Origin of the sequence: Stenotrophomonas sp. 17(2023) (assembly GCF_030345315.1) — a bacterium.
Taxonomy (GTDB): domain Bacteria; phylum Pseudomonadota; class Gammaproteobacteria; order Xanthomonadales; family Xanthomonadaceae; genus Stenotrophomonas; species Stenotrophomonas acidaminiphila.
Genome location: NZ_CP128405.1, coordinates 2,674,693 through 2,693,002 on the forward strand (window position 1 = coordinate 2,674,693; position 18,310 = coordinate 2,693,002).

The 18,310-nt window shown below is 68.9% G+C and carries 18 protein-coding genes; 11 read left to right on the forward strand and 7 right to left on the reverse strand.

What is annotated here, in order from left to right:
* Positions 1-104: 104 nt before the first annotated feature.
* A complete protein-coding gene (locus tag QQA12_RS12090; protein ID WP_226049434.1) occupies positions 105-2,342 on the reverse strand; it encodes a TonB-dependent receptor in 2,238 nt (745 codons plus the stop codon).
* 164 nt (positions 2,343-2,506) lie between these two features.
* Here QQA12_RS12090 and QQA12_RS12095 point away from each other — a divergent pair, with 164 nt between their 5' ends.
* On the forward strand, positions 2,507-3,913 hold the full coding sequence (locus tag QQA12_RS12095) for a GntP family permease (RefSeq protein ID WP_054667202.1): 1,407 nt from the start codon (positions 2,507-2,509) through the stop codon (positions 3,911-3,913).
* A gap of 563 nt (positions 3,914-4,476) precedes the next feature.
* Here QQA12_RS12095 and QQA12_RS12100 read toward each other — a convergent pair.
* Positions 4,477-4,881 (reverse strand): ComEA family DNA-binding protein, encoded by a 405-nt coding sequence (locus QQA12_RS12100; RefSeq protein ID WP_182212776.1) that lies wholly within the window; start codon positions 4,879-4,881, stop codon positions 4,477-4,479.
* A gap of 128 nt (positions 4,882-5,009) precedes the next feature.
* On the opposite strand from QQA12_RS12100, the gene QQA12_RS12105 reads away from it, so the two are divergent.
* The 4 genes from QQA12_RS12105 (at position 5,010) to murU (ending at position 8,665) form a co-directional block, all read left to right on the forward strand.
* Positions 5,010-6,503, forward strand: coding sequence for a M20 family metallopeptidase (locus tag QQA12_RS12105; protein WP_182212775.1), 1,494 nt, complete (start codon positions 5,010-5,012; stop codon positions 6,501-6,503).
* Between the two features lie 64 nt (positions 6,504-6,567).
* Positions 6,568-6,837 carry a GlsB/YeaQ/YmgE family stress response membrane protein gene (locus tag QQA12_RS12110; RefSeq protein WP_182212774.1) on the forward strand — a complete coding sequence of 90 codons (270 nt, stop codon included), beginning with the start codon at positions 6,568-6,570 and terminating at the stop codon, positions 6,835-6,837.
* Positions 6,838-6,926: 89 nt separating this feature from the next.
* Entirely contained in the window at positions 6,927-7,937 is a 1,011-nt protein-coding gene (locus QQA12_RS12115; protein WP_226049435.1) for a phosphotransferase, read from the forward strand.
* Positions 7,937-8,665: an N-acetylmuramate alpha-1-phosphate uridylyltransferase MurU gene (gene murU, locus QQA12_RS12120; protein WP_182212772.1), complete on the forward strand. Its 729-nt coding sequence runs from the start codon at positions 7,937-7,939 to the stop codon at positions 8,663-8,665. Before QQA12_RS12115 ends, murU begins: the two co-directional genes overlap by 1 nt.
* A gap of 55 nt (positions 8,666-8,720) precedes the next feature.
* Here the strand turns inward: murU and hda are convergent, their stop codons facing one another.
* Genes hda through QQA12_RS12135 form a run of 3 tightly spaced genes read right to left on the reverse strand, consistent with a single transcriptional unit; the run spans position 8,721 to position 11,688 of the window.
* Positions 8,721-9,416: a DnaA regulatory inactivator Hda gene (gene hda, locus QQA12_RS12125; protein WP_226049436.1), complete on the reverse strand. Its 696-nt coding sequence runs from the start codon at positions 9,414-9,416 to the stop codon at positions 8,721-8,723.
* The gene (locus QQA12_RS12130; protein ID WP_054667210.1) at positions 9,413-10,582 is read right to left on the reverse strand and encodes an AI-2E family transporter; all 1,170 of its coding nucleotides are present in this window, start codon (positions 10,580-10,582) and stop codon (positions 9,413-9,415) included. Before QQA12_RS12130 ends, hda begins: the two co-directional genes overlap by 4 nt.
* The gene (locus QQA12_RS12135) at positions 10,579-11,688 is read right to left on the reverse strand and encodes a DUF2066 domain-containing protein (RefSeq protein WP_226049437.1); all 1,110 of its coding nucleotides are present in this window, start codon (positions 11,686-11,688) and stop codon (positions 10,579-10,581) included. The genes QQA12_RS12130 and QQA12_RS12135 overlap by 4 nt, the downstream gene beginning before the upstream one ends.
* A 97-nt stretch (positions 11,689-11,785) precedes the next feature.
* Between QQA12_RS12135 and purM the strand changes: the two genes are divergently transcribed.
* The 6 genes from purM (at position 11,786) to QQA12_RS12165 (ending at position 16,139) form a co-directional block, all read left to right on the forward strand.
* Entirely contained in the window at positions 11,786-12,844 is a 1,059-nt protein-coding gene (purM, locus tag QQA12_RS12140; RefSeq protein ID WP_226049438.1) for a phosphoribosylformylglycinamidine cyclo-ligase, read from the forward strand.
* A 24-nt stretch (positions 12,845-12,868) separates the two neighbouring features.
* A complete protein-coding gene (locus QQA12_RS12145) occupies positions 12,869-13,312 on the forward strand; it encodes a hypothetical protein (RefSeq protein WP_054667212.1) in 444 nt (147 codons plus the stop codon).
* Positions 13,313-13,355: 43 nt separating this feature from the next.
* Positions 13,356-13,964 carry a DUF2238 domain-containing protein gene (locus QQA12_RS12150; RefSeq protein ID WP_054667213.1) on the forward strand — a complete coding sequence of 203 codons (609 nt, stop codon included), beginning with the start codon at positions 13,356-13,358 and terminating at the stop codon, positions 13,962-13,964.
* Positions 13,961-14,620 carry a phosphoribosylglycinamide formyltransferase gene (purN, locus tag QQA12_RS12155; protein WP_226049439.1) on the forward strand — a complete coding sequence of 220 codons (660 nt, stop codon included), beginning with the start codon at positions 13,961-13,963 and terminating at the stop codon, positions 14,618-14,620. The genes QQA12_RS12150 and purN overlap by 4 nt, the downstream gene beginning before the upstream one ends.
* A gap of 101 nt (positions 14,621-14,721) precedes the next feature.
* Complete coding sequence (locus QQA12_RS12160; protein WP_331252872.1) at positions 14,722-15,453, forward strand: DUF3108 domain-containing protein; 732 nt, start codon at positions 14,722-14,724, stop codon at positions 15,451-15,453.
* Between the two features lie 2 nt (positions 15,454-15,455).
* Entirely contained in the window at positions 15,456-16,139 is a 684-nt protein-coding gene (locus QQA12_RS12165; RefSeq protein ID WP_054667215.1) for a DUF3108 domain-containing protein, read from the forward strand.
* Between the two features lie 76 nt (positions 16,140-16,215).
* On the opposite strand, the gene sucD is transcribed toward QQA12_RS12165, so the two are convergent.
* Both sucD and sucC read right to left on the reverse strand, forming a co-directional pair.
* On the reverse strand, positions 16,216-17,091 hold the full coding sequence (sucD, locus tag QQA12_RS12170; RefSeq protein ID WP_054667217.1) for a succinate--CoA ligase subunit alpha: 876 nt from the start codon (positions 17,089-17,091) through the stop codon (positions 16,216-16,218).
* Between the two features lie 24 nt (positions 17,092-17,115).
* Positions 17,116-18,288 (reverse strand): ADP-forming succinate--CoA ligase subunit beta, encoded by a 1,173-nt coding sequence (sucC, locus tag QQA12_RS12175; protein ID WP_054667218.1) that lies wholly within the window; start codon positions 18,286-18,288, stop codon positions 17,116-17,118.
* Positions 18,289-18,310 lie beyond the last annotated feature (22 nt).

Consider the following 18,310-nt stretch of genomic DNA (forward strand, 5'->3'; position numbering starts at 1 on the left):
TGGACGCGCCCCGCCACAGCCGCGCCGCGGGTGCGGGCCCGCACACGAAAAAGCCCTCCCTGCAGGGGCAGGGAGGGCTGGATCGCAGAACTGCGGCACGCGCCTCAGAAGTTGTAGCGCAGCGACATGTACCAGTTGCGCGGCAGGCCGTAGTAGGCGGTCTGGATGTTGCCCACGCTGGCGAACTCCTGGCCTTCGGTCTTGTATTCCCTGTCGGTCAGGTTGCGCACGCCGGCGCGCACCTGCCAGGCCATCTGCGGCGAATCCCACACGCCGTAGACGCCCAGCAGGGTGTAGGCGTCCTGGCTCAGCACGGCACGGTTGTCCACGCTCAGCCAGGTCTTGCCGCGGTAGGAGACATCGCCGCCGAAGGTCAGGTTGCCGTTGTCGCCCAGCGCGAACACGTGCTGCAGGGCCACGCGCGCGGTCCAGTCCGGCGAGAACGGCACGTTGTCATGGTTCACGTTCGGATCGAAGCCCGGGTACGACGGATCCAGGCGGAAGTCCTCGAACTTGTCGTACTTGGCGTCCATCCAGCCGATCTGCGCGCTAAGCGTGGTGGCCTCGCCCAGCAGCGCACTACCCTCGAGCTCGATGCCCTTGATGTTGAGCTTGGCCGCATTGAGCACCGGGAAGGTGCCCACGTCCTGCGAGACGCGCGCCTGGAAGTCGCTGTAGTTGCTGTAGAACGCCGCCGCGCTGCCGCGGAAGCGGTGGTCGGCCGAACTGCCCTTCAGGCCGAGCTCGTAGGTCCACACGTATTCCGGATCGAACTTGGCGTGCTGGGTGTCGTATCTGGTGTTGGCGCGGCCGTTGAAGCCGCCGGACTTGAAGCCGCGGTTGGCCGACACGTAGCCCATCAGGTTGTCGCTGAAGGCCTTCTGCAGGCTGATCGACGGCGTGACCGCGGTCCACGAGGCATTGGCGGCAAAGGCCACGGTTTCGTTCAGGGCGGTGAACGGTGCACCCCAGAAGGTGCTGGTGGAACGCGCGTAGTCCTTCTTGTCCTTGGTCCAGCGCACGCCCGCGGCCACGGTCCAGCTCGGCACGAACTCCCAGTTGAGGTGGGCGAAGGCGGCGGTGGAGGTGGTGGTCAGGTCATCGTTGATGGTGCGCAGGAACGGCACCTTCGCCCCCAGGAACGAGAACAGGTCGTCGGCGTAGGCCTCCTGGTAGGACGGCACGTTCTCCTTCATGTAGTACGCGCCGAAGGTGGCGTGCAGGTTGGAGCCGTTGTCGTAATGCAGCTGGAATTCCTGGCTCTTCTGGTTCTGGTCCAGCGCGACCAGCACGTCGCCCAGCTCGTATTCGGAGGCATCGATGTCGATGTACGACTTGGTCTTGAGCTTGCGGTAGGAGCTGATGCTCTTCAGCGTCCACTGCGCGTTGATGTCCCAGTCCATCGCCAGCGACGCACCGGAGTGCTTCAGGTACTGGCCTTCGCCATTCTTGAACGAGGTCAGGGCGCGGCGGTCCCATTCGCCGGTCTCGCCCGGCTTGAGCACGATCACGCCGGCCGGTGCAAGGCTGGTCTGGCGCAGGTCCGCCATCGGCCGGCCCAGGGTCAGCGCCGCGTCCTGCTTGGTGGTGTCCAGCGACAGCGTGGCGCTGAAGCTGTCGGTCGGATTGAACGCCAGCTTGACCCGCAGCGCCTCGGTGTCGTCGTCGTTGTAGCGCTTGCCGGTGGCCGCATCCCTGACGTAACCGTCGTTGGTGATCTTGGCGCCGGCAACGCTGGCGGCGACGGTGTCGCTGAGCTTGCCCGAGACGTAGAAGCGGCCTTCCAGGCGACCATAGTCGCCGGCGGTGACTTCCACCGCGCCGCCCTCGTTGTCGAACGGATTCTTGGTGGTCAGCTTGATCGCGCCGCCGGTGGAGTTCTTGCCGTACAGGGTACCCTGCGGACCACGCAGTACTTCCAGCTGCTGGATGTCGAACAGCGAGAACAGCGCGCCGTTGATGCGCGAGTAGTAGACGTCGTCCACGTACATGCCCACGCCCGGATCGAACGTCTGCAGCGCATCCGGCTGGCCGATGCCACGGATGAACACGTTGACGCTGTTGGCCGAGCCGCGGCCCTGGGCGATGTTCATGTTCGGCACCGCCCCCTGCAGGCCCTCCACGGTCGAGGCCTGCAGGTCCTTGATCTGCTCCTCGCCGAAGGCCGACACCGCCACCGGCACGTCCTGGATGGACTCGGTGCGACGGCGCGCGGTCACGGTGACTTCATCCAGCTGGGTGGCCTGCGGGCCGGCCGGCGGCTGCTGTTCCTGGGCCTGCACGAACGCGGCCGGGGCCAGCAGTGCACAGCCCACGGCCATGCTCAGATACTTGCGCTTCATTGGTCTCCCTCCTCCCGGGTATGACACGGCGGCACACGGATGCCGCCCACGCTGCGCACGTTAACGGGGCGTTAGGACCAGGCGTATCGTCCGTTCGTACAGTGGGCCGGTCCGGCCGGGCTCCCGATACTCGCCGGCATCGTGTCTGGCCGGGGAGCCGTGGGATGTCGTTTCTGATCGTACTGGCGGCGCTGTGCTTCCTGATGTTCGTGGCCTACCGCGGCTACAGCGTGATCCTGTTCGCGCCGGTGGCGGCGCTGGGCGCGGTGCTGCTGACCGACCCGACGCTGGTGCAGCCGATGTTCACCGGCCTGTTCATGGACAAGATGGTCGGCTTCCTGAAGCTGTACTTCCCGGTATTCCTGCTCGGCGCGGTGTTCGGCAAGCTGATCGAAATCTCCGGCTTCTCCAAATCGATCGTCACCGCCACCATCCGCCTGGTCGGCGCACAGCGCGCGATGCTGTCCATCGTGCTGGTCTGCGCCCTGCTGACCTACGGCGGCGTGTCGCTGTTCGTGGTGGTGTTCGCGGTCTACCCGTTCGCCGCCGAGCTGTTCCGCCAGAGCAACATTCCCAAGCGGTTGATCCCGGGCACCATCGCCCTGGGTGCCTTCACCTTCACCATGGACGCGCTGCCGGGCACGCCGCAGATCCAGAACATCATCCCGGCCTCGTTCTTCGGCACCACCAGTTGGGCCGCGCCGTGGCTGGGGGTGATCGGCACGGTGGTGATCCTGGTGCTGGGCATGAGCTACCTGGAATGGCGGCGCCGGGTCGCCATCGCCCGCGGCGAGGGATACGCCGGTGCCGACGAGGCGCTGCGCAACGAGCCCGAACCGTTCCAGGGCGACCGCCTCGCGCACCCGCTGCTGGCGGTGCTGCCGCTGCTGCTGGTGGGCGTGGCCAATTTCCTGTTCACCCGCTGGATCCCCGGCTTCTACGGCGAAAGCCAGTCGTTCCTGCCGGCGGTGATCGGCAACCCCGCGCCGGTGGTGCAGGAAGTGTCCAAGGTCGCCGCCATCTGGGCGGTGCAGGGTGCGCTGCTGATGGGCATCCTCAGCGTCGTCGTCCTCGCCTGGAAGCCGGTGGTGGCCGCCTTCGCCGAAGGCACGAAATCGGCGATCGGCGGCGCCATGCTGGCGTCGATGAACACCGCCTCCGAGTACGGCTTCGGCGCGGTCATCGCCGCCCTGCCCGGCTTCCTGGTCGTGGCCAACGCCCTGGGTTCCATTCCCAACCCGCTGGTCAACGAGGCCATTTCCGTCACCGCCATGGCCGGCATCACCGGCTCGGCCTCGGGCGGCATGAGCATCGCCCTGGCGGCGATGGCCGACAGCTTCATCGCCAACGCGCAGGCCGCCGGCATCCCGATGGAGGTACTGCACCGGGTGGCGGCAATGGCCTCCGGCGGCATGGATACGCTGCCGCACAACGGCGCGGTCATCACCGTGCTCGCCGTCACCGGCCTGACCCATCGCCAGTCCTACAAGGACATCTTCGCCATCACCGTGATCAAGACCCTGGCGGTGTTCGCGATCATCGGCGTGTACTACGCCACCGGCGTGGTCTGAGGCCCGGGCACCGGCATCACGCGGGCGCGGACCGGCGACTTTCCACAGTCAACCGCTCAGCCCCTGTCCTTGCCCCTGCCCCTGCCCCTGCCCCTGCCCCTGCCACCGGGGGGCAGCGTCACCGGTACCGGTCGCAGTGCGTGCCGCCGCCCCTTGCCAGGCGCGACGGGACATGGTGACCGATGGCTGGGCAAAGGTCGGGTCGGGTCGGGCAAGCATCGCCAGCCACTGCGTGCGCGCCCGGGCCACTGTACGGGCGCCGAACCCCGCCCGCTCCGCTGCGCAGGACGAGGCACCCGCGTTGTCTGCATGGCCGGCAGGAGGCGCAGCCCGGCCTGGCGGCTGGCGCTGGCGGCTGGCGTTGATCGGGAATGCGGCACTCGATGCCTGGCATCGGGTGTCCACCACGGCCCAAAAAAAATCGCCCAGCTGCACGTCACTGTGCAACACCGGGCGATATTCACGTCCTTGTAGGCTTCCTGCCTCTCCCCTGCCTCCTGGCTATGCGGGGTTCTCCGTGTGGCCGTCGTCCAGACGACTCACATAGTGCAACTCCTTCAAGCTCAACGCCTTTCGACCGGCTTGGCCGTTGCCGCCTTGGCACTCCTGGCGGCGGAGGCGGTTCCTGCGCCCACGCCGATCAGGTCACGATTCCGTTCGACCGTCTTCAATCCGATGCCTTTCACCAGTGCCAGTTCCTCGACACTCTTGAAAGGACCGTTCGCCTGTCGGTACTCGATGATCGCCTGCGCCTTGGCGGCGCCGACATTCACCAGTACCCGGTCCAGCTCCGCCGCGGTGGCGGTGTTGATGTCGACCTTGTCCGTGGCATGTGCCGATGCGGTCAACAACAACGCCAGAACCAGTGACTTCAGCATCACGGTGAAAAGCTTCATCGCTGCTACTCCTTGTGGCTTGGACTGGAATGCCGGCATCCCCGCCGGCCAGACCAGTGTTCCGCGCCACATGAATACAGCCTATCCGGCGCGCCTTCACGCCGCAGCCGGCAAACCTCCCGATTCCTTGTAGGAAAATCCCTACAAGACGGACGGCGTAGAATGGGCGCATCTGAAACCTTCGCAACCGGAGTTCCTGAATGGACAGCGCCAAGCTCGGCCAATTTCTGAGTGACAAGTGGGACAACGACATCGTCCCGCAGCTGGTCGACTACATCCGCATCCCCAACAAGTCGCCGATGTTCGACGCGAACTGGGTTGCCAATGGCTACATGGACCAGGCCGTGGCGCTGATGGAGGACTGGGCCAGGGCGCAGAAGATCCCGGGCCTGCAGGTCGAAGTGGTCCGCCTGGAAGGCCGGACCCCGCTGATCTTCCTGGAAATCCCGGCCTCCGGCCCGGAAACGGGCGACGACACCGTGCTGCTCTACGGCCACCTGGACAAGCAGCCGGAGATGACCGGCTGGGATGCCGACCTGGGCCCGTGGAAGCCGGTGCTGCGCGGCGACAAGCTGTACGGCCGCGGTGGTGCCGACGACGGCTATGCCCTGTTCGGTTCGCTGGCCGCCGTGCTCGCCCTGCAGGAGCAGGGCCTGCCGCACGCGCGCTGCGTGATCCTGATCGAGGCCTGCGAGGAATCCGGCTCCTACGACCTGCCGGCCTACGTCGACCACTTGGCCGGGCGCATCGGCCAGCCGTCGCTGGTGGTGTGCCTGGACTCGGGCTGCGCCAACTACGACCAGCTGTGGTGCACCACCTCGCTGCGCGGCCTGACCGGCGGCAACTTCACCGTCAAGGTACTCAACGAGGGCGTGCACTCCGGCGACGCCTCCGGCGTGGTGCCGTCCAGCTTCCGCCTGCTGCGCCAGCTGCTCTCGCGGATCGAGGACGAGAACACCGGCCGCATCCTGCTCGACGGCCTGCACACCGAGATCCCGGCCGAGCGCCTGGAGCAGGCCAAACGCGCGGCCGAGGTGGTCGATACCGCCATCTTCGACAAGTTCCCGCTGGTCGACGGGCTCAAGCCGATGAACGAGGACCTGGCCGAGCTGGTGCTCAACCGCACCTGGCGCCCGGCGCTGTCGGTCACCGGCATCGGCGGCATGCCGCCGCTGGAGTCGGCCGGCAACGTGCTGCGCCCGGAGACCTCGGTGAAGCTGTCGCTGCGCCTGCCGCCGACCGCCAACGGCAAGGCCTGCGGCGAGCTGCTGAAGGAAGCGCTGCTGCGCGACCCGCCGAACGGCGCGCACGTCACCCTGGAGCTGGAAAAGGCTTCCACCGGCTGGAACGCGCCGGCCATGGCGCCGTGGCTGGAACAGTCGATCGACGCGGCCAGCCAGGCCTTCTTCGGCAAGCCGGCCATGTACATGGGCGAAGGCGGCTCGATCCCGTTCATGGGCATGCTGGGCGAGAAGTTCCCCGGCGCGCAGTTCATGATCACCGGCGTGCTCGGCCCGCACTCCAACGCGCATGGCCCCAACGAGTTCCTGCACATCCCGATGGGCAAGCGGGTCACCGCCTGCGTATCCAAGGTGCTGTTCGACCACCACGCGGCCAGCCTGCGCGGCGAGACCAGCGGCTCCATGGTGCATGCCGACAGCGGCACCCGCCACGGCGGCCACGGCTGCTGCTGAGCGGCGCGATGACGACGCAGCCTGGCCTTGCTAGGCTGCGTTTTTTACCGGAGCGGGCGGGCACATGAGCGGACTGTTTGGCAGCGACAGCTGGCTGTACATCATCCTGGTCGGCTTCGTGGTCGGCCTGCTCGGGCGCTTCTTCATGCCCGGCAACAACCGCATGGGCTGCCTGCTGACCATCGTGCTGGGCATTGCCGGCGCGGTGTTCGCCGGCTGGTTCGGCCGCGAGATGGGCTGGTATGCCGCCGGGCAGCCGGCCGGCTTCGTCGGCGCCATCGTCGGGGCCATCGCCCTGCTGGCGCTGCTGCGCCTGGTCAGCGGCAAGCGCTGAAGCCCCGCTTTTTCCTTCGAACACGGCACGTCCCCGGAGCGCAGGCGCCCGGCGGCCGGGCCATTGGCACCTGCGAGCACGCTCCACCGATGATCCCGGACATTTCCCTCGAACCGCAGCGCGCGCGGCAACGCCTGGAGTGGGCCCGCGAACGCCTGGCCGACGACACCGCCAGCATCGAGCGCGCCTCGGTGGATGCCGGCTTCCGCAGCTACTGGCGCGTCAGCGGCCGCGGCGGCAGCCACATCGTCATGGACGCCCCGCCCGGGCTGGAGGATCCACGGCCGTGGCTGCGCATGCGCGAGCTGCTGCTGGCGCACGGGCTGCGGGTACCCGCGCTGCTCGCACAGGACCTGGATGCCGGCTTCCTGCTGCTGGAGGACCTGGGCGCGCCGACCCTGGCCCGGATCCTGGACGAGCACAATGCCGATGCGTGGTTCGAGCGCGCCATGACCCAGCTGGTCCGGCTGCAGTCGATCCCGGTGCCGGACGGGTTCGGCGAATTCGGCGAGGCGCTGCTGCAACGCGATGCCGGCCTGTTCGACGAATGGTTCCTGCAGCGCCACCTCGGGCTGCAGCTGGACTGCGGCGAGGTCGAAGGCCTGCAGCTGGTGCAACGACGGCTGATGGACAACGCACTGGGCCAGGCGCAGCTGATGGCGCATCGCGATTTCATGCCGCGCAACCTGATGCCGGTGGCCGACGGCCCGGCGGTCCTGGACTTCCAGGACATGGTGCGGGGCCCGATCGCCTACGACCCGGTGAGCCTGTTCAAGGACGCCTTCCTGAGCTGGACGCTGGAACGCGTGGACGGCTGGCTGGCGCGCTACCACGAGCGCGCGCGCGCGGCCGGCCTGCCGGTGCCCGACCGCGCCACCTTCCTGCGCGATGCGGACTGGATGGGCGTGCAGCGGCATCTGAAGATCCTCGGCATCTTCTCGCGCCTGCACTACCGCGACGGCAAGAGCCACTACCTGGAAGACGTGCCGCGCTTCATCGCCTATCTGGACGAGGTCCTGCCGCGCCACCCGCAGCTGGCTCCGCTGCAGGTACTGCTGCAATCGCGGATCAAGCCGGCACTCGCCGCGCGGGCCGCCTGATGAAAGCCCTGGTTTTCGCCGCCGGGCTGGGCGAGCGCATGCGCCCGCTGACCGAGCACACGCCCAAGCCGCTGCTGCTGGCCGGCGGCAAGCCACTGATCGCATGGCACCTGGAAAAGCTGGCCGCGCTCGGCGTGCGCGAGGTGGTGATCAACACCTCGTGGCTGGCCGAACAGTTCCCGCTGGCGCTGGGCGACGGCAGCCGCTGGAACCTGCGCCTGCACTACGCCCACGAAGGGCCGACGCCGCTGGAAACCGGCGGCGGCATGCTCAACGCGCTGCCGCTGCTGGGCGATGCGCCGTTCCTGGTGGTCAACGGCGACATCTGGACCGACTTCGATTTCTCGCTGCTGCCGCGCGAGCCTGCAGGCGAAGCGCACCTGCTGCTGGTGGACAACCCGCCGCAGCACCCGCGGGGCGACTACCACCTCGACGCGCACGGCGTGCTGCACGACGACCGCGACGCGCCCTGCCTGACCTACGCCGGCATCGGCATGTACCGCCCGTCGATCCTCGACGGCTGGCGCGCGGTGATCGGCGATGCGCCCGGCAGCGAGCGCACGCCGCCGCGCTTCAGCGTGGTGCCGTTGCAGAAGCACTTCATGGCGCAGGGCCGCATCAGCGGCCAGCACTACCGCGGCCAGTGGACCGACGTCGGCACCCCGCAGCGGCTGCAGGCGCTGGAAGACGCGCTGCGCGCGGACGCGGGCCCGCTCCCCGCCCGCTGATCCCCGGCTCCGGCGAGCACATCGCCGGCCACGTCGCCTGGCCGGGGCGAGCGGCTCAGGACGCGTCCAGCACCTTGCGCAGGAACGGCACGGTGACGCGCCGCTTGGCCGCGAGCGATTCGCGGTCGAGCCGGTCCAGCAACACCACCAGCCCCCCCAGGTCGCGCCCGGTGCGGGTGAGCAACCAGTCGATCGCCGCCTGGTCCAGCGCCAGCCCGCGGCGGATCGCGCGCTCGCGCAGCACCGCGCCGCGCCCGTCGTCGTCCAGCGCGTCGAGCATGATGCGTCCGCACTGCGACAGCCGCGAGCGCAGGTCCGGCAGCACCAGCCCCAACGCGTCGGGTGCGGCGCTGGCGGTGTAGAGCAGGGTCACGCCGGCGGCACGCGCGCGGTTGTGGAAATCGAACAGCGCCACCTCGTCCCCGCGCTGGCCGGCGATGGCGTCCAGGCCATCCAGCGCGACCACGTCGCGCCCTTCCAGCGCCTCCAGCGCATCGCCCAGGCGCCCGGCGGCGGCCTGCAGCGGCAGGTAGGCCGAACCGCGCCCGGCCTGCTCGGCGGCCGCGCACACGGCCAGCGCCAGGTGGGTCTTGCCGCTGCCCGCGGGACCGACCAGGTACACCCAGTCGCGGCTGCCGCCGGTGGCGGCGGCGCGCAACTGCGCCAGCGCCCCGTCCGGGGCGCCGATGAAACTCTCCAATCGCTGGTCCGGCGGGTAGCGCAGGGCCAGCGGCAACTGCGGCACGCTCACTTCGGCTCCACGTCCTTCGGCACGATGCCCATGCCCGGGGCGGGCTCGCCACTGGACTGCAGCACGATGGTCGGGCCATGCCCGGCGTACAGCTCGCTCTGCCGGTAGCGCTCGTGCGCGTAGCGCAGCAGTACGTTGATCACTGCCGCCGCCGGCAGCGCCAGCAGCATCCCGAGGAAGCCGAACAGCTGGCCACCGGCCATCACCGCGAAGATCACCGCCACCGGGTGCAGGCCGATCTTGTCGCCGACGATGCGCGGGGTGAGCACGTAGCTCTCCAGCAACTGGCCGACGGTGAACACCACGCCGACCAGCGCCAGCAGCTTCAGGTCGAAGCCCTGCGCCTGCACCAGCGCCGCCAGCACCGCCAGCACCACGCCGGTGGTGGCGCCCAGGTAGGGAATGAAGCTGATGAGCCCGGCCACCAGGCCGATCAGCAGGCCGAGATTGAGCCCCACCACCGACAGGCCCACCGCGTACACCACGCCCAGCGCGATCATCACCGCGATCTGGCCACGGATGAACGCGCCCAGCACGTCGTTGGACTCGCGCGCCAGCCGCGACACGGTCTCGATATGGTTGCGCGGGATCACCGAGGCCACGCGCTCGACCAGCCGGTCCCAGTCGCGCAGGAAGTAGTAGGCCAGGATCGGCAGCAGCGCCAGGTTCACCACCCAGGCCACCATCGCGAAGCCCGAACGCGACAGGTAGCCGAACAGCGTGCTCGCCGCACCGCCGGCCTGCTGCCAGTGCGCGCGCACCCACTCGAACAGGCGCTCGGGCTCCAGCCAGCCGAGGATCTCCACGCCGGTGCGCCGCTCGATCCACGGCAGCGCCGTACCCAGCAGCCATTCCTGCGCCTGCGGCAGCGCGGCCACGAGGGTGGTGATCTGACGCTGGATCATCGGCACCAGGATCAGCAGCGCCAGCGCCAGCAGCAGCACCATCAACGCGAACACCAGGATCACCGCGGTGTTGCGCGAGCGGCCGCGGGCCTCCAGCCGGTCCACCAGCGGGTCGCCCAGCCAGGCCAGCATCAGCGCGACCACGAACGGGGTCAGGATCGGTGCCAGCAACCACAGCACCCACAGTGCGAACGCGCCCATCACCGCCCATTTCACGCGGCGCAGGAACAGCGCGATTTCGGTATCGGCGCTGCCGTTCATCGGACGCGGTACTCGGCCGTGGTGGACGCCGGCGCGCCCTCGGCAGGCGGCGCCACCGGCTGCAGCGCGGCATCGGCGCCCAGCATGCGGTTCAGGCCCTGCAGCCCGCTCATGAGCTCCAGGTCCAGCTCCAGGCGGTCGCCGGAGGCCTGTACCGGCACGATCGAGCGCACCACCGCCACCGACTGCAGGGTCGCGGCCACCCGCAGGTAGTCGGCCGCGGTACGCAGGCCGCTGACCCGGATCCGGTAGATACCGGCGGCCCCGGTCACCGGCGCCTTGGCGTAGCGCTTGACCAGCGCGTCGGCGGCACCGTCGGCACCGCCGGCCATGGCACGGCGGGCGTCGCCGTCGCGGGTGCTCCAGCGGGCCAGCTCGCGGCCGTCGTCGACGAACACCCAGTCGGCCATCCAGCCGCCTCCGCTGGCGCGGTACAGCTTGCCGACCAGTTGCATCGGCGGGGCGTAACGCGCCGAGGCGCGGGCGATGGCGGCGGTGTCCTGGCGCCAGATCGCGCCGACCAGCGCCTGCTCGGCGGCGCCGCCACCGGGCAGGCCCAGGCGGAAACCGCGCTCGATGGCGCGATCCAGCAGCGGGCGCGCCGCGTTGGCCTGCTGTACCCCCACCAGGCGCGGGCCGCTGCCGTCGTCGATCGCCATCCACACCACCGGCTTGGGCCGTGGCTGCGGCCATATCGGCAGGCCCAGCGCCGCGACCAGCCCGTCCACGTCGTCCTGGCGGAAACGCGCCACCAGCATGGTCCGGAAGCTCGGCGCGCCGGATGCGGAGACGCTCTGGTCCTGGCGGTAGTCGTAGCTCTCGACCAGGTCCTTGGCGCTGCGCATGGCCTGGGCCACGCCCGGGCGGGTCATGGCGCTGCGGTCGCCGGACAGCTTGCCCAGCACCGCGCCGAGCGCGCGCGCCAGGGCGCCGTTGCGGTCGGCGTCGCTCTGGCTGTTGACCGGCACCTCGGCCTCGTAGGCATTCTGGGCGCTGGCGATATCGCCCTCGGTGCGCACGCCGGACTGCGCAAGCGCCGCCGGGACGGACAGGCAGAGCGCCAGAAACAGGTAAAAGGCCAGGCTGCGACGCATTGAGGGTTCCATTGCTCGGCGGTTCCGGTGGGAATTGTTGCCCGAATGCGGCCTTGGCGCCAACGTGGCCTGTTAAAATCGCCCGTTCACCCCGCCAGTGCAGCCGCCCGTGACCAGTTCCCCGACTTCCGCCAACTCTCCCCTGACCTACCGTGACGCCGGCGTGGACATCGACGCGGGCAACGAACTGGTCGAGCGCATCAAGCCGCTGGTCAAGCGCAGCTTCCGTCCCGAGGTGATGGGCGGGCTGGGCGGTTTCGGCGCGCTGTTCGACCTGTCGGGCAAGTACCGCGAGCCGGTACTGGTCTCGGGCACCGATGGCGTCGGCACCAAGCTCAAGCTGGCCCAGCAGCTCGGCCGCCACGACACCATCGGCATCGACCTGGTCGCCATGTGCGTGAACGACGTGCTGGTGCAGGGCGCCGAACCGCTGTTCTTCCTGGATTACTTCGCCACCGGCAAGCTCGACATCGACACCGCCGCGGCCGTGGTCGGCGGCATCGCCAACGGCTGTACCGAGGCCGGCTGCGCGCTGATCGGCGGCGAAACCGCCGAGATGCCCGACATGTACGCCCCCGGCGAGTACGACCTGGCCGGCTTCACCGTGGCCGCGGTGGAAAAGAGCGAGCTGAAGGACGGCTCCAGCGTGCGCCAGGGCGACGTGCTGATCGGCATCGCCTCCTCCGGCCCGCACTCCAACGGCTACTCGCTGGTGCGCCGCATCTACGACCGCGCCGGCCAGCCGGCGGACCTGGTGCTGGAGGATGGCGTGAAGCTGGTCGACGCGCTGATGGCGCCGACCCGCCTGTACGTCAAGCCGATCCTGTCGCTGCTGCGGGAGCACGGCGCGGCGATCCACGGCATGGCGCACATCACCGGCGGCGGCCTGACCGAGAACATCATCCGGGTCGTGCCCGACGGCCTGGGCCTGGACATCGATGCCGCAAGCTGGACCCTGCCGCCGGTGTTCCAGTGGCTGCAGCGCGAAGGCAACGTCGCCGACAGCGAGATGTGGCGCACCTTCAACTGCGGCATCGGCTTCGTGCTGCTGGTGCCGGCCGAACAGGCCGCCGCCATCGGTGCCTCGCTCGACGCGATGCAGCTGGCGCACTGGCGGATCGGCCAGGTGGTCGCGGCCGACGGCGGCGAGCGCGTGCGCATCGGCTGAGGTTTCCGGACCGCAAGCTGCCCCATGGACCCGGTGACCGCCCCCGCCCCGCCGCCCGAGCTGACCGACGAGGACGCCAGCCAACTGCGCCTGCTGTCGATCTTCCATTACGTGGTGGCGGCGATCACCGGGCTGTTTTCGCTGATCCCGGTGCTGCACCTGGTGATGGGGCTGGCCATGGTCACCGGCAAGCTGCCGGTGGACACGGGCACATCCGGTGCGCAGGCCGTCGATCCGCGATTGTTCGGCTGGTTCTTCGTCGCCTTCGCCGGCGTCTTCATCGCCTGCGGCCTGGCCCTGGCGGGTTTCATGGTCCATGCCGGCCGCTGCCTGCGGCGGCGCCGGCGTTACACGCTGTGCCTGGTGGTCGCCGCCATCTCCTGCATGATGATGCCCTTCGGCACGGTATTGGGCGTGTTCACCCTGATCGTGCTGATGCGCCCTTCGGTCAAGGCGGCTTTCGCTTGAACGGCACGCCACCGCCCTTCACTCCACGTCCGGGCCACGCCGCATGAGCCCTGCCAAGAAGGCCGCGTTCGCCGGCGTGCTCGCCGTGTTCCTGCTCACCTGGATCAAACCCATGTGGCCGCTGGAACAGGCCCTGCACAGCTCGCTGACCGTGGTCGGGCTGGCCGCGCTGTGGTGGGTGGACCGGCGCTGGCCGCTGGGCGGCGGCGCCTTCGCCGCGATCTGCGGATTCGTCGCGCTGCACTGCATCGGTGCGCGCTGGCTGTATTCCAACGTGCCGTACGAGGCGTGGCTGCAGGCGCTGACCGGCTGGTCGCCCGGCGCGGCCTTCGGCTGGCAGCGCAATCATTTCGATCGCCTGATCCACCTCCTGTATGGCGCCTGCTTCACCCCGGCGCTGGCGCAGCTGGCGCGCCATGCCTGGCCGGCGCTGCGTGGCGGCCAGGCGTTCGTGCTGGCGGTGATGATGGTCATGTGCTCCAGCCTGGTCTACGAATGGCTGGAATGGGGCATCGCCCTGGCGTTGTCGCCGGAAGCCGCCGAGGCCTACAACGGGCAGCAGGGCGATGTCTGGGACGCGCACGCGGACATGCTGCTGGCCACCATCGGCAGCCTGCTGGCATGGCCACTGGCGCGGCGGGCACCCCAATGAGCGCGCCGTCCCGCATCGCCGTGCTCGCCTCCGGCCGCGGCAGCAACCTGCAGTGCCTGCTGGACGGCATCGCCGGCGGGCAACTGCACGCGCGCATCGCCGGCGTGTTCTCCGACCGGCCCGGCGCCGCGGCCCTGGACAAGGTCGCCGCGGCGCAGCGCTGGGCGCGCAAGCCAGGGGAATTCGCCAGCCGCGAGGCCTTCGATGCCGCGCTCGGCGATGCCGTGGCCGCCAGCGCACCGGACTGGATCGTCTGCGCCGGCTACATGCGCATACTCGGCGCCGGCTTCGTCCAGCGCTTCGCCGGCCGCCTGGTCAACATCCATCCTTCGCTGCTGCCGCTGCACAAGGGCCTGCATACCCATGCCCGCGCCATCGAGGCCGGCGACGCCGAACATGGCGCCAGCGTCCATTTCGTCGTCCCCGAGCTGGATGCGGGCGCGGTGATCGCGCAGGCGCGGGTGCCGGTACTGGCCGGCGACGACGCCGATGCCCTGGCCGCGCGGGTCCTGGCGGTCGAGCACCCGCTGCTGCTGGCGACCGTACGCGTGCTCATCGACGGGCGCGTGGCTGAACGGGACGGCACGGTGCTGTTCGACGGTCAGTCCCTGTTTAATCCATTGCGCCTAGATTCCGACGGGACCCTTCGGCGCTGATCCGCACATGCCGCTGATGCGCTGGCTGGCATGATGACCATCCCATCCGCCCTGATCCGAGCATGACCATCGCCTTCCTCAAACCAGTCGTGCTGGCAAGCCTGCTGACGGCCCTCCCGGTCGTGGCCCAGGAAACCGCCCCCACCGGGGCCGCGGCGCTGCCGCCGGCCGAATGGGACCCGCCTGCGCTGGAACCGTTCGTCGCCACCTACCAGGCCTTCTACAAGGGCAAGGAGGCGGGCGACGCGACCATGCGCGTGGTCCATGACGACGGCGTGCGCTGGCGCGTGGACATGGCCGTGCGCGGCCGCCGCGGGTTCGCCGGCGTGCTGGGCCTGAACCTGGAGCAGAGCACCGTGTTCGACAACCAGGGCGCGGTGTACGTGCCGCTGAGCCAGAGCACGGTGAAGAAGGCGCTGTTCCTCGGCAAGAAGGTCACCGGCACCTACGACTGGCGCGATGGCACCGCGCAGTGGCAGGGCGACCTCAAGAAGGAGCGGCAGCGCCCCATCCCCCTGCAGCCCGGCGACCAGAGCGCGCTGCTGCTCAACCTGTCGCTGATGCGCGATGCCCGCCCCGGCCAGCCGCTGCGCTACCGCTACGTCGACGTGGGCCGGGTCCGCCAGTACGAATACCAGGCCGCGGCCGCCACCGAGACCGTGCAGGTCGGCGACCTCAGCTACGACGCGCTGCGCGTCTACCGCACCAATGGCGGCAACGACGAAACCATCCTGTGGATCGCCAACGGCGTGCCGACCCCGGTGCGCATCCTGCAGCGCGAGGATGGCGAGGACGCCATCGACCTGCGCCTGACCGAATACCAAGGAGCCTGAGCATGAAGCCCATCCTGCGCCATCTACCCCTGGCGGCCGCGGCCCTGGCCGCGCTGGCCAGCACCCCCGCGCTGGCGATGCAGCCATTCACCGCCGACTACCAGGCCAGCTACATGGGCCTGCAGGCCAACGGCGTGATGACCCTGGCCGCGGAGAACGGCGGCAAGTGGCGCTATACGCTGCAGGTCAAGAACCAGCTGGCCGAGCTGAGCCAGAGCACGCTGTTCGACGAACAGAACGGCCGCCTGCGGCCGCTGAGCAGCCGCGACGCCTCGGTGATTCCGTTCAAGCGCCGCGCGGTCGAGGCACGCTACGACTGGGGCAGCAGCCAGGCCACCTGGAGCGGCGACGTCAAGCCGGAGCGGCGCGGGCCGGTGACGCTGCAGAACGGCGACATGGACGGGCTGCTGATCAACCTCGCCATCGCCCGCGATGTCGCCGCCGGCAAGCCGCTCAACTACCGCATGGTGGACGACGGCCGGGTCAAGACCCTGTCCTACCGCGTCGTCGGCAAGGAAAACATGACCGTCGACGGCAAGACCGTGGAAGCCACCAAGGTTTCGCGCGTGGACGGCAACAAGGAACAGATCGCCTGGGTCGCCCCCGGCATGCCGGTCCCGGTGCGCCTGCTGCAGCGCGAAGGCGGCCGCGACGCCCTGGACCTGACGATCAAATCGCTGCGCTGAACGCCGCCGACGCGGCCCTTGGGAATGCGAAAAGGCCGCCCGGAGGCGGCCTTTTCGTTGCGCATCGCGGCCGGTCTTACTTGACCAGCTTGGCGATGGCGGCGCCCAGGTCGCCCGGCGAACGCACGGTGACGACGCCAGCGGCTTCCATCGCCGCGAACTTGCCTTCGGCGGTGCCCTTGCCGCCCGAGGCGATCGCACCGGCGTGGCCCATGCGCTTGCCGGCCGGGGCCGAGGCGCCGGCGATGAAACCGACGACCGGCTTCTTCACGTGTGCCTTGATGTACTCGGCACCGGCTTCCTCGGCGTCGCCGCCGATTTCGCCGACCATGATGATGCCTTCGGTCTGCGGGTCTTCGTTGAACAGCTTCAGGCAGTCGACGAAGTTCAGGCCGTTGATCGGGTCGCCACCAATGCCGATGCAGGTGGACTGGCCCAGGCCGACTTCGGTGGTCTGCTTGACCGCTTCATAGGTCAGGGTGCCCGAACGCGACACGATGCCGATCTTGCCCGGCTTGTGGATGTGGCCCGGCATGATGCCGATCTTGCACTCGCCCGGGGTGATCACGCCGGGGCAGTTCGGCCCGATCAGCACGGTCTCCGGGTAGGTGCGGGTCAGCACGTTCTTGACCCGCAGCATGTCCAGCACCGGGATGCCCTCGGTGATGCACACGATGACCTTGATCCCGGCGGCAGCGGCTTCAAGGATGGCATCGGCGGCGAACGGTGGCGGCACGTAGATGACCGACGCATCGGCGCCGGTGCTGGCCACGGCATCGGCCACGGTGTTGAACACCGGCAGGTCGATGTGGGTGGTACCGCCCTTGCCCGGGGTGACGCCGCCGACGACCTGGGTGCCGTACTCGATCATCTGGGTGGCGTGGAAGGTGCCCTGCTGGCCGGTGAAGCCCTGCACGATCACCTTGGTGTTCTTGTTAATCAAAACAGACATGGGAATTTCCTTCGGTGTCGTGGATCAGGCGGCGGCGTTCTTGACCGCTTCAACGACCTTCTTGGCGCCGTCGTTGATGTTGTCGGCCGGGATGATGGCCATGCCGCTGTCGCGCAGCAGCTGCTTGCCTTCTTCCACGTTGGTGCCCTCCAGGCGCACCACCACCGGGACCTTGACGCCCACTTCCTTGACCGCGGCGATGATGCCTTCGGCGATCATGTCGCAGCGGACGATGCCGCCGAAGATGTTGACGAAGATGCCCTCGACCTTGTCCGAGGACAGGATCAGCTTGAACGCCTCGATCACGCGCTGCTTGTTCGCGCCGCCGCCCACGTCCAGGAAGTTCGCCGGCTCGCCGCCGTTGAGCTTGATGACGTCCATGGTGGCCATGGCCAGGCCGGCGCCGTTGACCATGCAGCCGATGTTGCCGTCCATGGTCACGTAGTTGATGTCCAGCTCCGAAGCGGTGACTTCGGTCTCGTCTTCCTGGGACTTGTCGCGCATGGCGACCAGTTCCTTGTGGCGGAAGCTGGCGTTGTCGTCGCTGTTGAACTTGCCGTCCAGCGCGTACAGGTTGCCGTCGTCCAGGATCGCCAGCGGGTTGATCTCGACCAGCGCCAGGTCCTTCTCGTTGAAGATCCGGTACAGGTTCACCATGATGTTGGCGAACTGGCCGGCCTGCTTGGCGGTCAGGCCCATCTTGAAGCCGATGTCACGGCCGTGGTAACCCTGCACGCCCTCGACGAAGTCCACGTTCAGGGTGTGGATCTTGTCCGGGGTCTCGGCGGCGACCTGCTCGATCTCCATGCCGCCTTCCGAAGAGGCGATGAAGCTGATGGTGCGGGTGCCACGGTCGACCAGCACCGACAGGTACAGCTCCTTGACGATCTCACCGGCGGTGGTGACCAGCACCAGGTTGATCGGCAGCTCGACGCCGGCGGTCTGGTAGGTCGCCATCTTGGTGCCAAGCATCTTGGCCGCGGCGGCTTTGACGTCTTCGACGGTCTTGCAGAACTTGACGCCGCCGGCCTTGCCGCGGCCGCCTGCGTGGATCTGCGCCTTGACCATCCAGGGGCCCTGGCCCAGCGACTGGGCAACGGCGACCGCCTCGTCCGGGGTAGCCGCGACCTTGCCGGCCGGGACGGGGATGCCGTACTCGGCAAGCAGTTGTTTTGCCTGGTATTCGTGGAAATTCATGTGTCACCGTGGGAATGGGAAC

Bases quoted from the DNA above. Each gene is read 5' to 3' on its own strand.
- QQA12_RS12135 (WP_226049437.1), bottom strand. From the start codon at position 11,688: ATGGAACCCTCAATGCGTCGCAGCCTGGCCTTTTACCTGTTTCTGGCG.
- QQA12_RS12090 (WP_226049434.1), bottom strand. From the start codon at position 2,342: ATGAAGCGCAAGTATCTGAGCATGGCCGTGGGCTGTGCACTGCTGGCC.
- QQA12_RS12150 (WP_054667213.1), top strand. From the start codon at position 13,356: ATGAGCCCTGCCAAGAAGGCCGCGTTCGCCGGCGTGCTCGCCGTGTTC.
- QQA12_RS12130 (WP_054667210.1), bottom strand. From the start codon at position 10,582: ATGAACGGCAGCGCCGATACCGAAATCGCGCTGTTCCTGCGCCGCGTG.
- QQA12_RS12165 (WP_054667215.1), top strand. From the start codon at position 15,456: ATGAAGCCCATCCTGCGCCATCTACCCCTGGCGGCCGCGGCCCTGGCC.
- QQA12_RS12105 (WP_182212775.1), top strand. From the start codon at position 5,010: ATGGACAGCGCCAAGCTCGGCCAATTTCTGAGTGACAAGTGGGACAAC.
- sucD (WP_054667217.1), bottom strand. From the start codon at position 17,091: ATGTCTGTTTTGATTAACAAGAACACCAAGGTGATCGTGCAGGGCTTC.
- purN (WP_226049439.1), top strand. From the start codon at position 13,961: ATGAGCGCGCCGTCCCGCATCGCCGTGCTCGCCTCCGGCCGCGGCAGC.
- sucC (WP_054667218.1), bottom strand. From the start codon at position 18,288: ATGAATTTCCACGAATACCAGGCAAAACAACTGCTTGCCGAGTACGGC.
- QQA12_RS12095 (WP_054667202.1), top strand. From the start codon at position 2,507: ATGTCGTTTCTGATCGTACTGGCGGCGCTGTGCTTCCTGATGTTCGTG.
- murU (WP_182212772.1), top strand. From the start codon at position 7,937: ATGAAAGCCCTGGTTTTCGCCGCCGGGCTGGGCGAGCGCATGCGCCCG.
- QQA12_RS12100 (WP_182212776.1), bottom strand. From the start codon at position 4,881: ATGTGGCGCGGAACACTGGTCTGGCCGGCGGGGATGCCGGCATTCCAG.
- QQA12_RS12145 (WP_054667212.1), top strand. From the start codon at position 12,869: ATGGACCCGGTGACCGCCCCCGCCCCGCCGCCCGAGCTGACCGACGAG.
- QQA12_RS12110 (WP_182212774.1), top strand. From the start codon at position 6,568: ATGAGCGGACTGTTTGGCAGCGACAGCTGGCTGTACATCATCCTGGTC.
- QQA12_RS12115 (WP_226049435.1), top strand. From the start codon at position 6,927: ATGATCCCGGACATTTCCCTCGAACCGCAGCGCGCGCGGCAACGCCTG.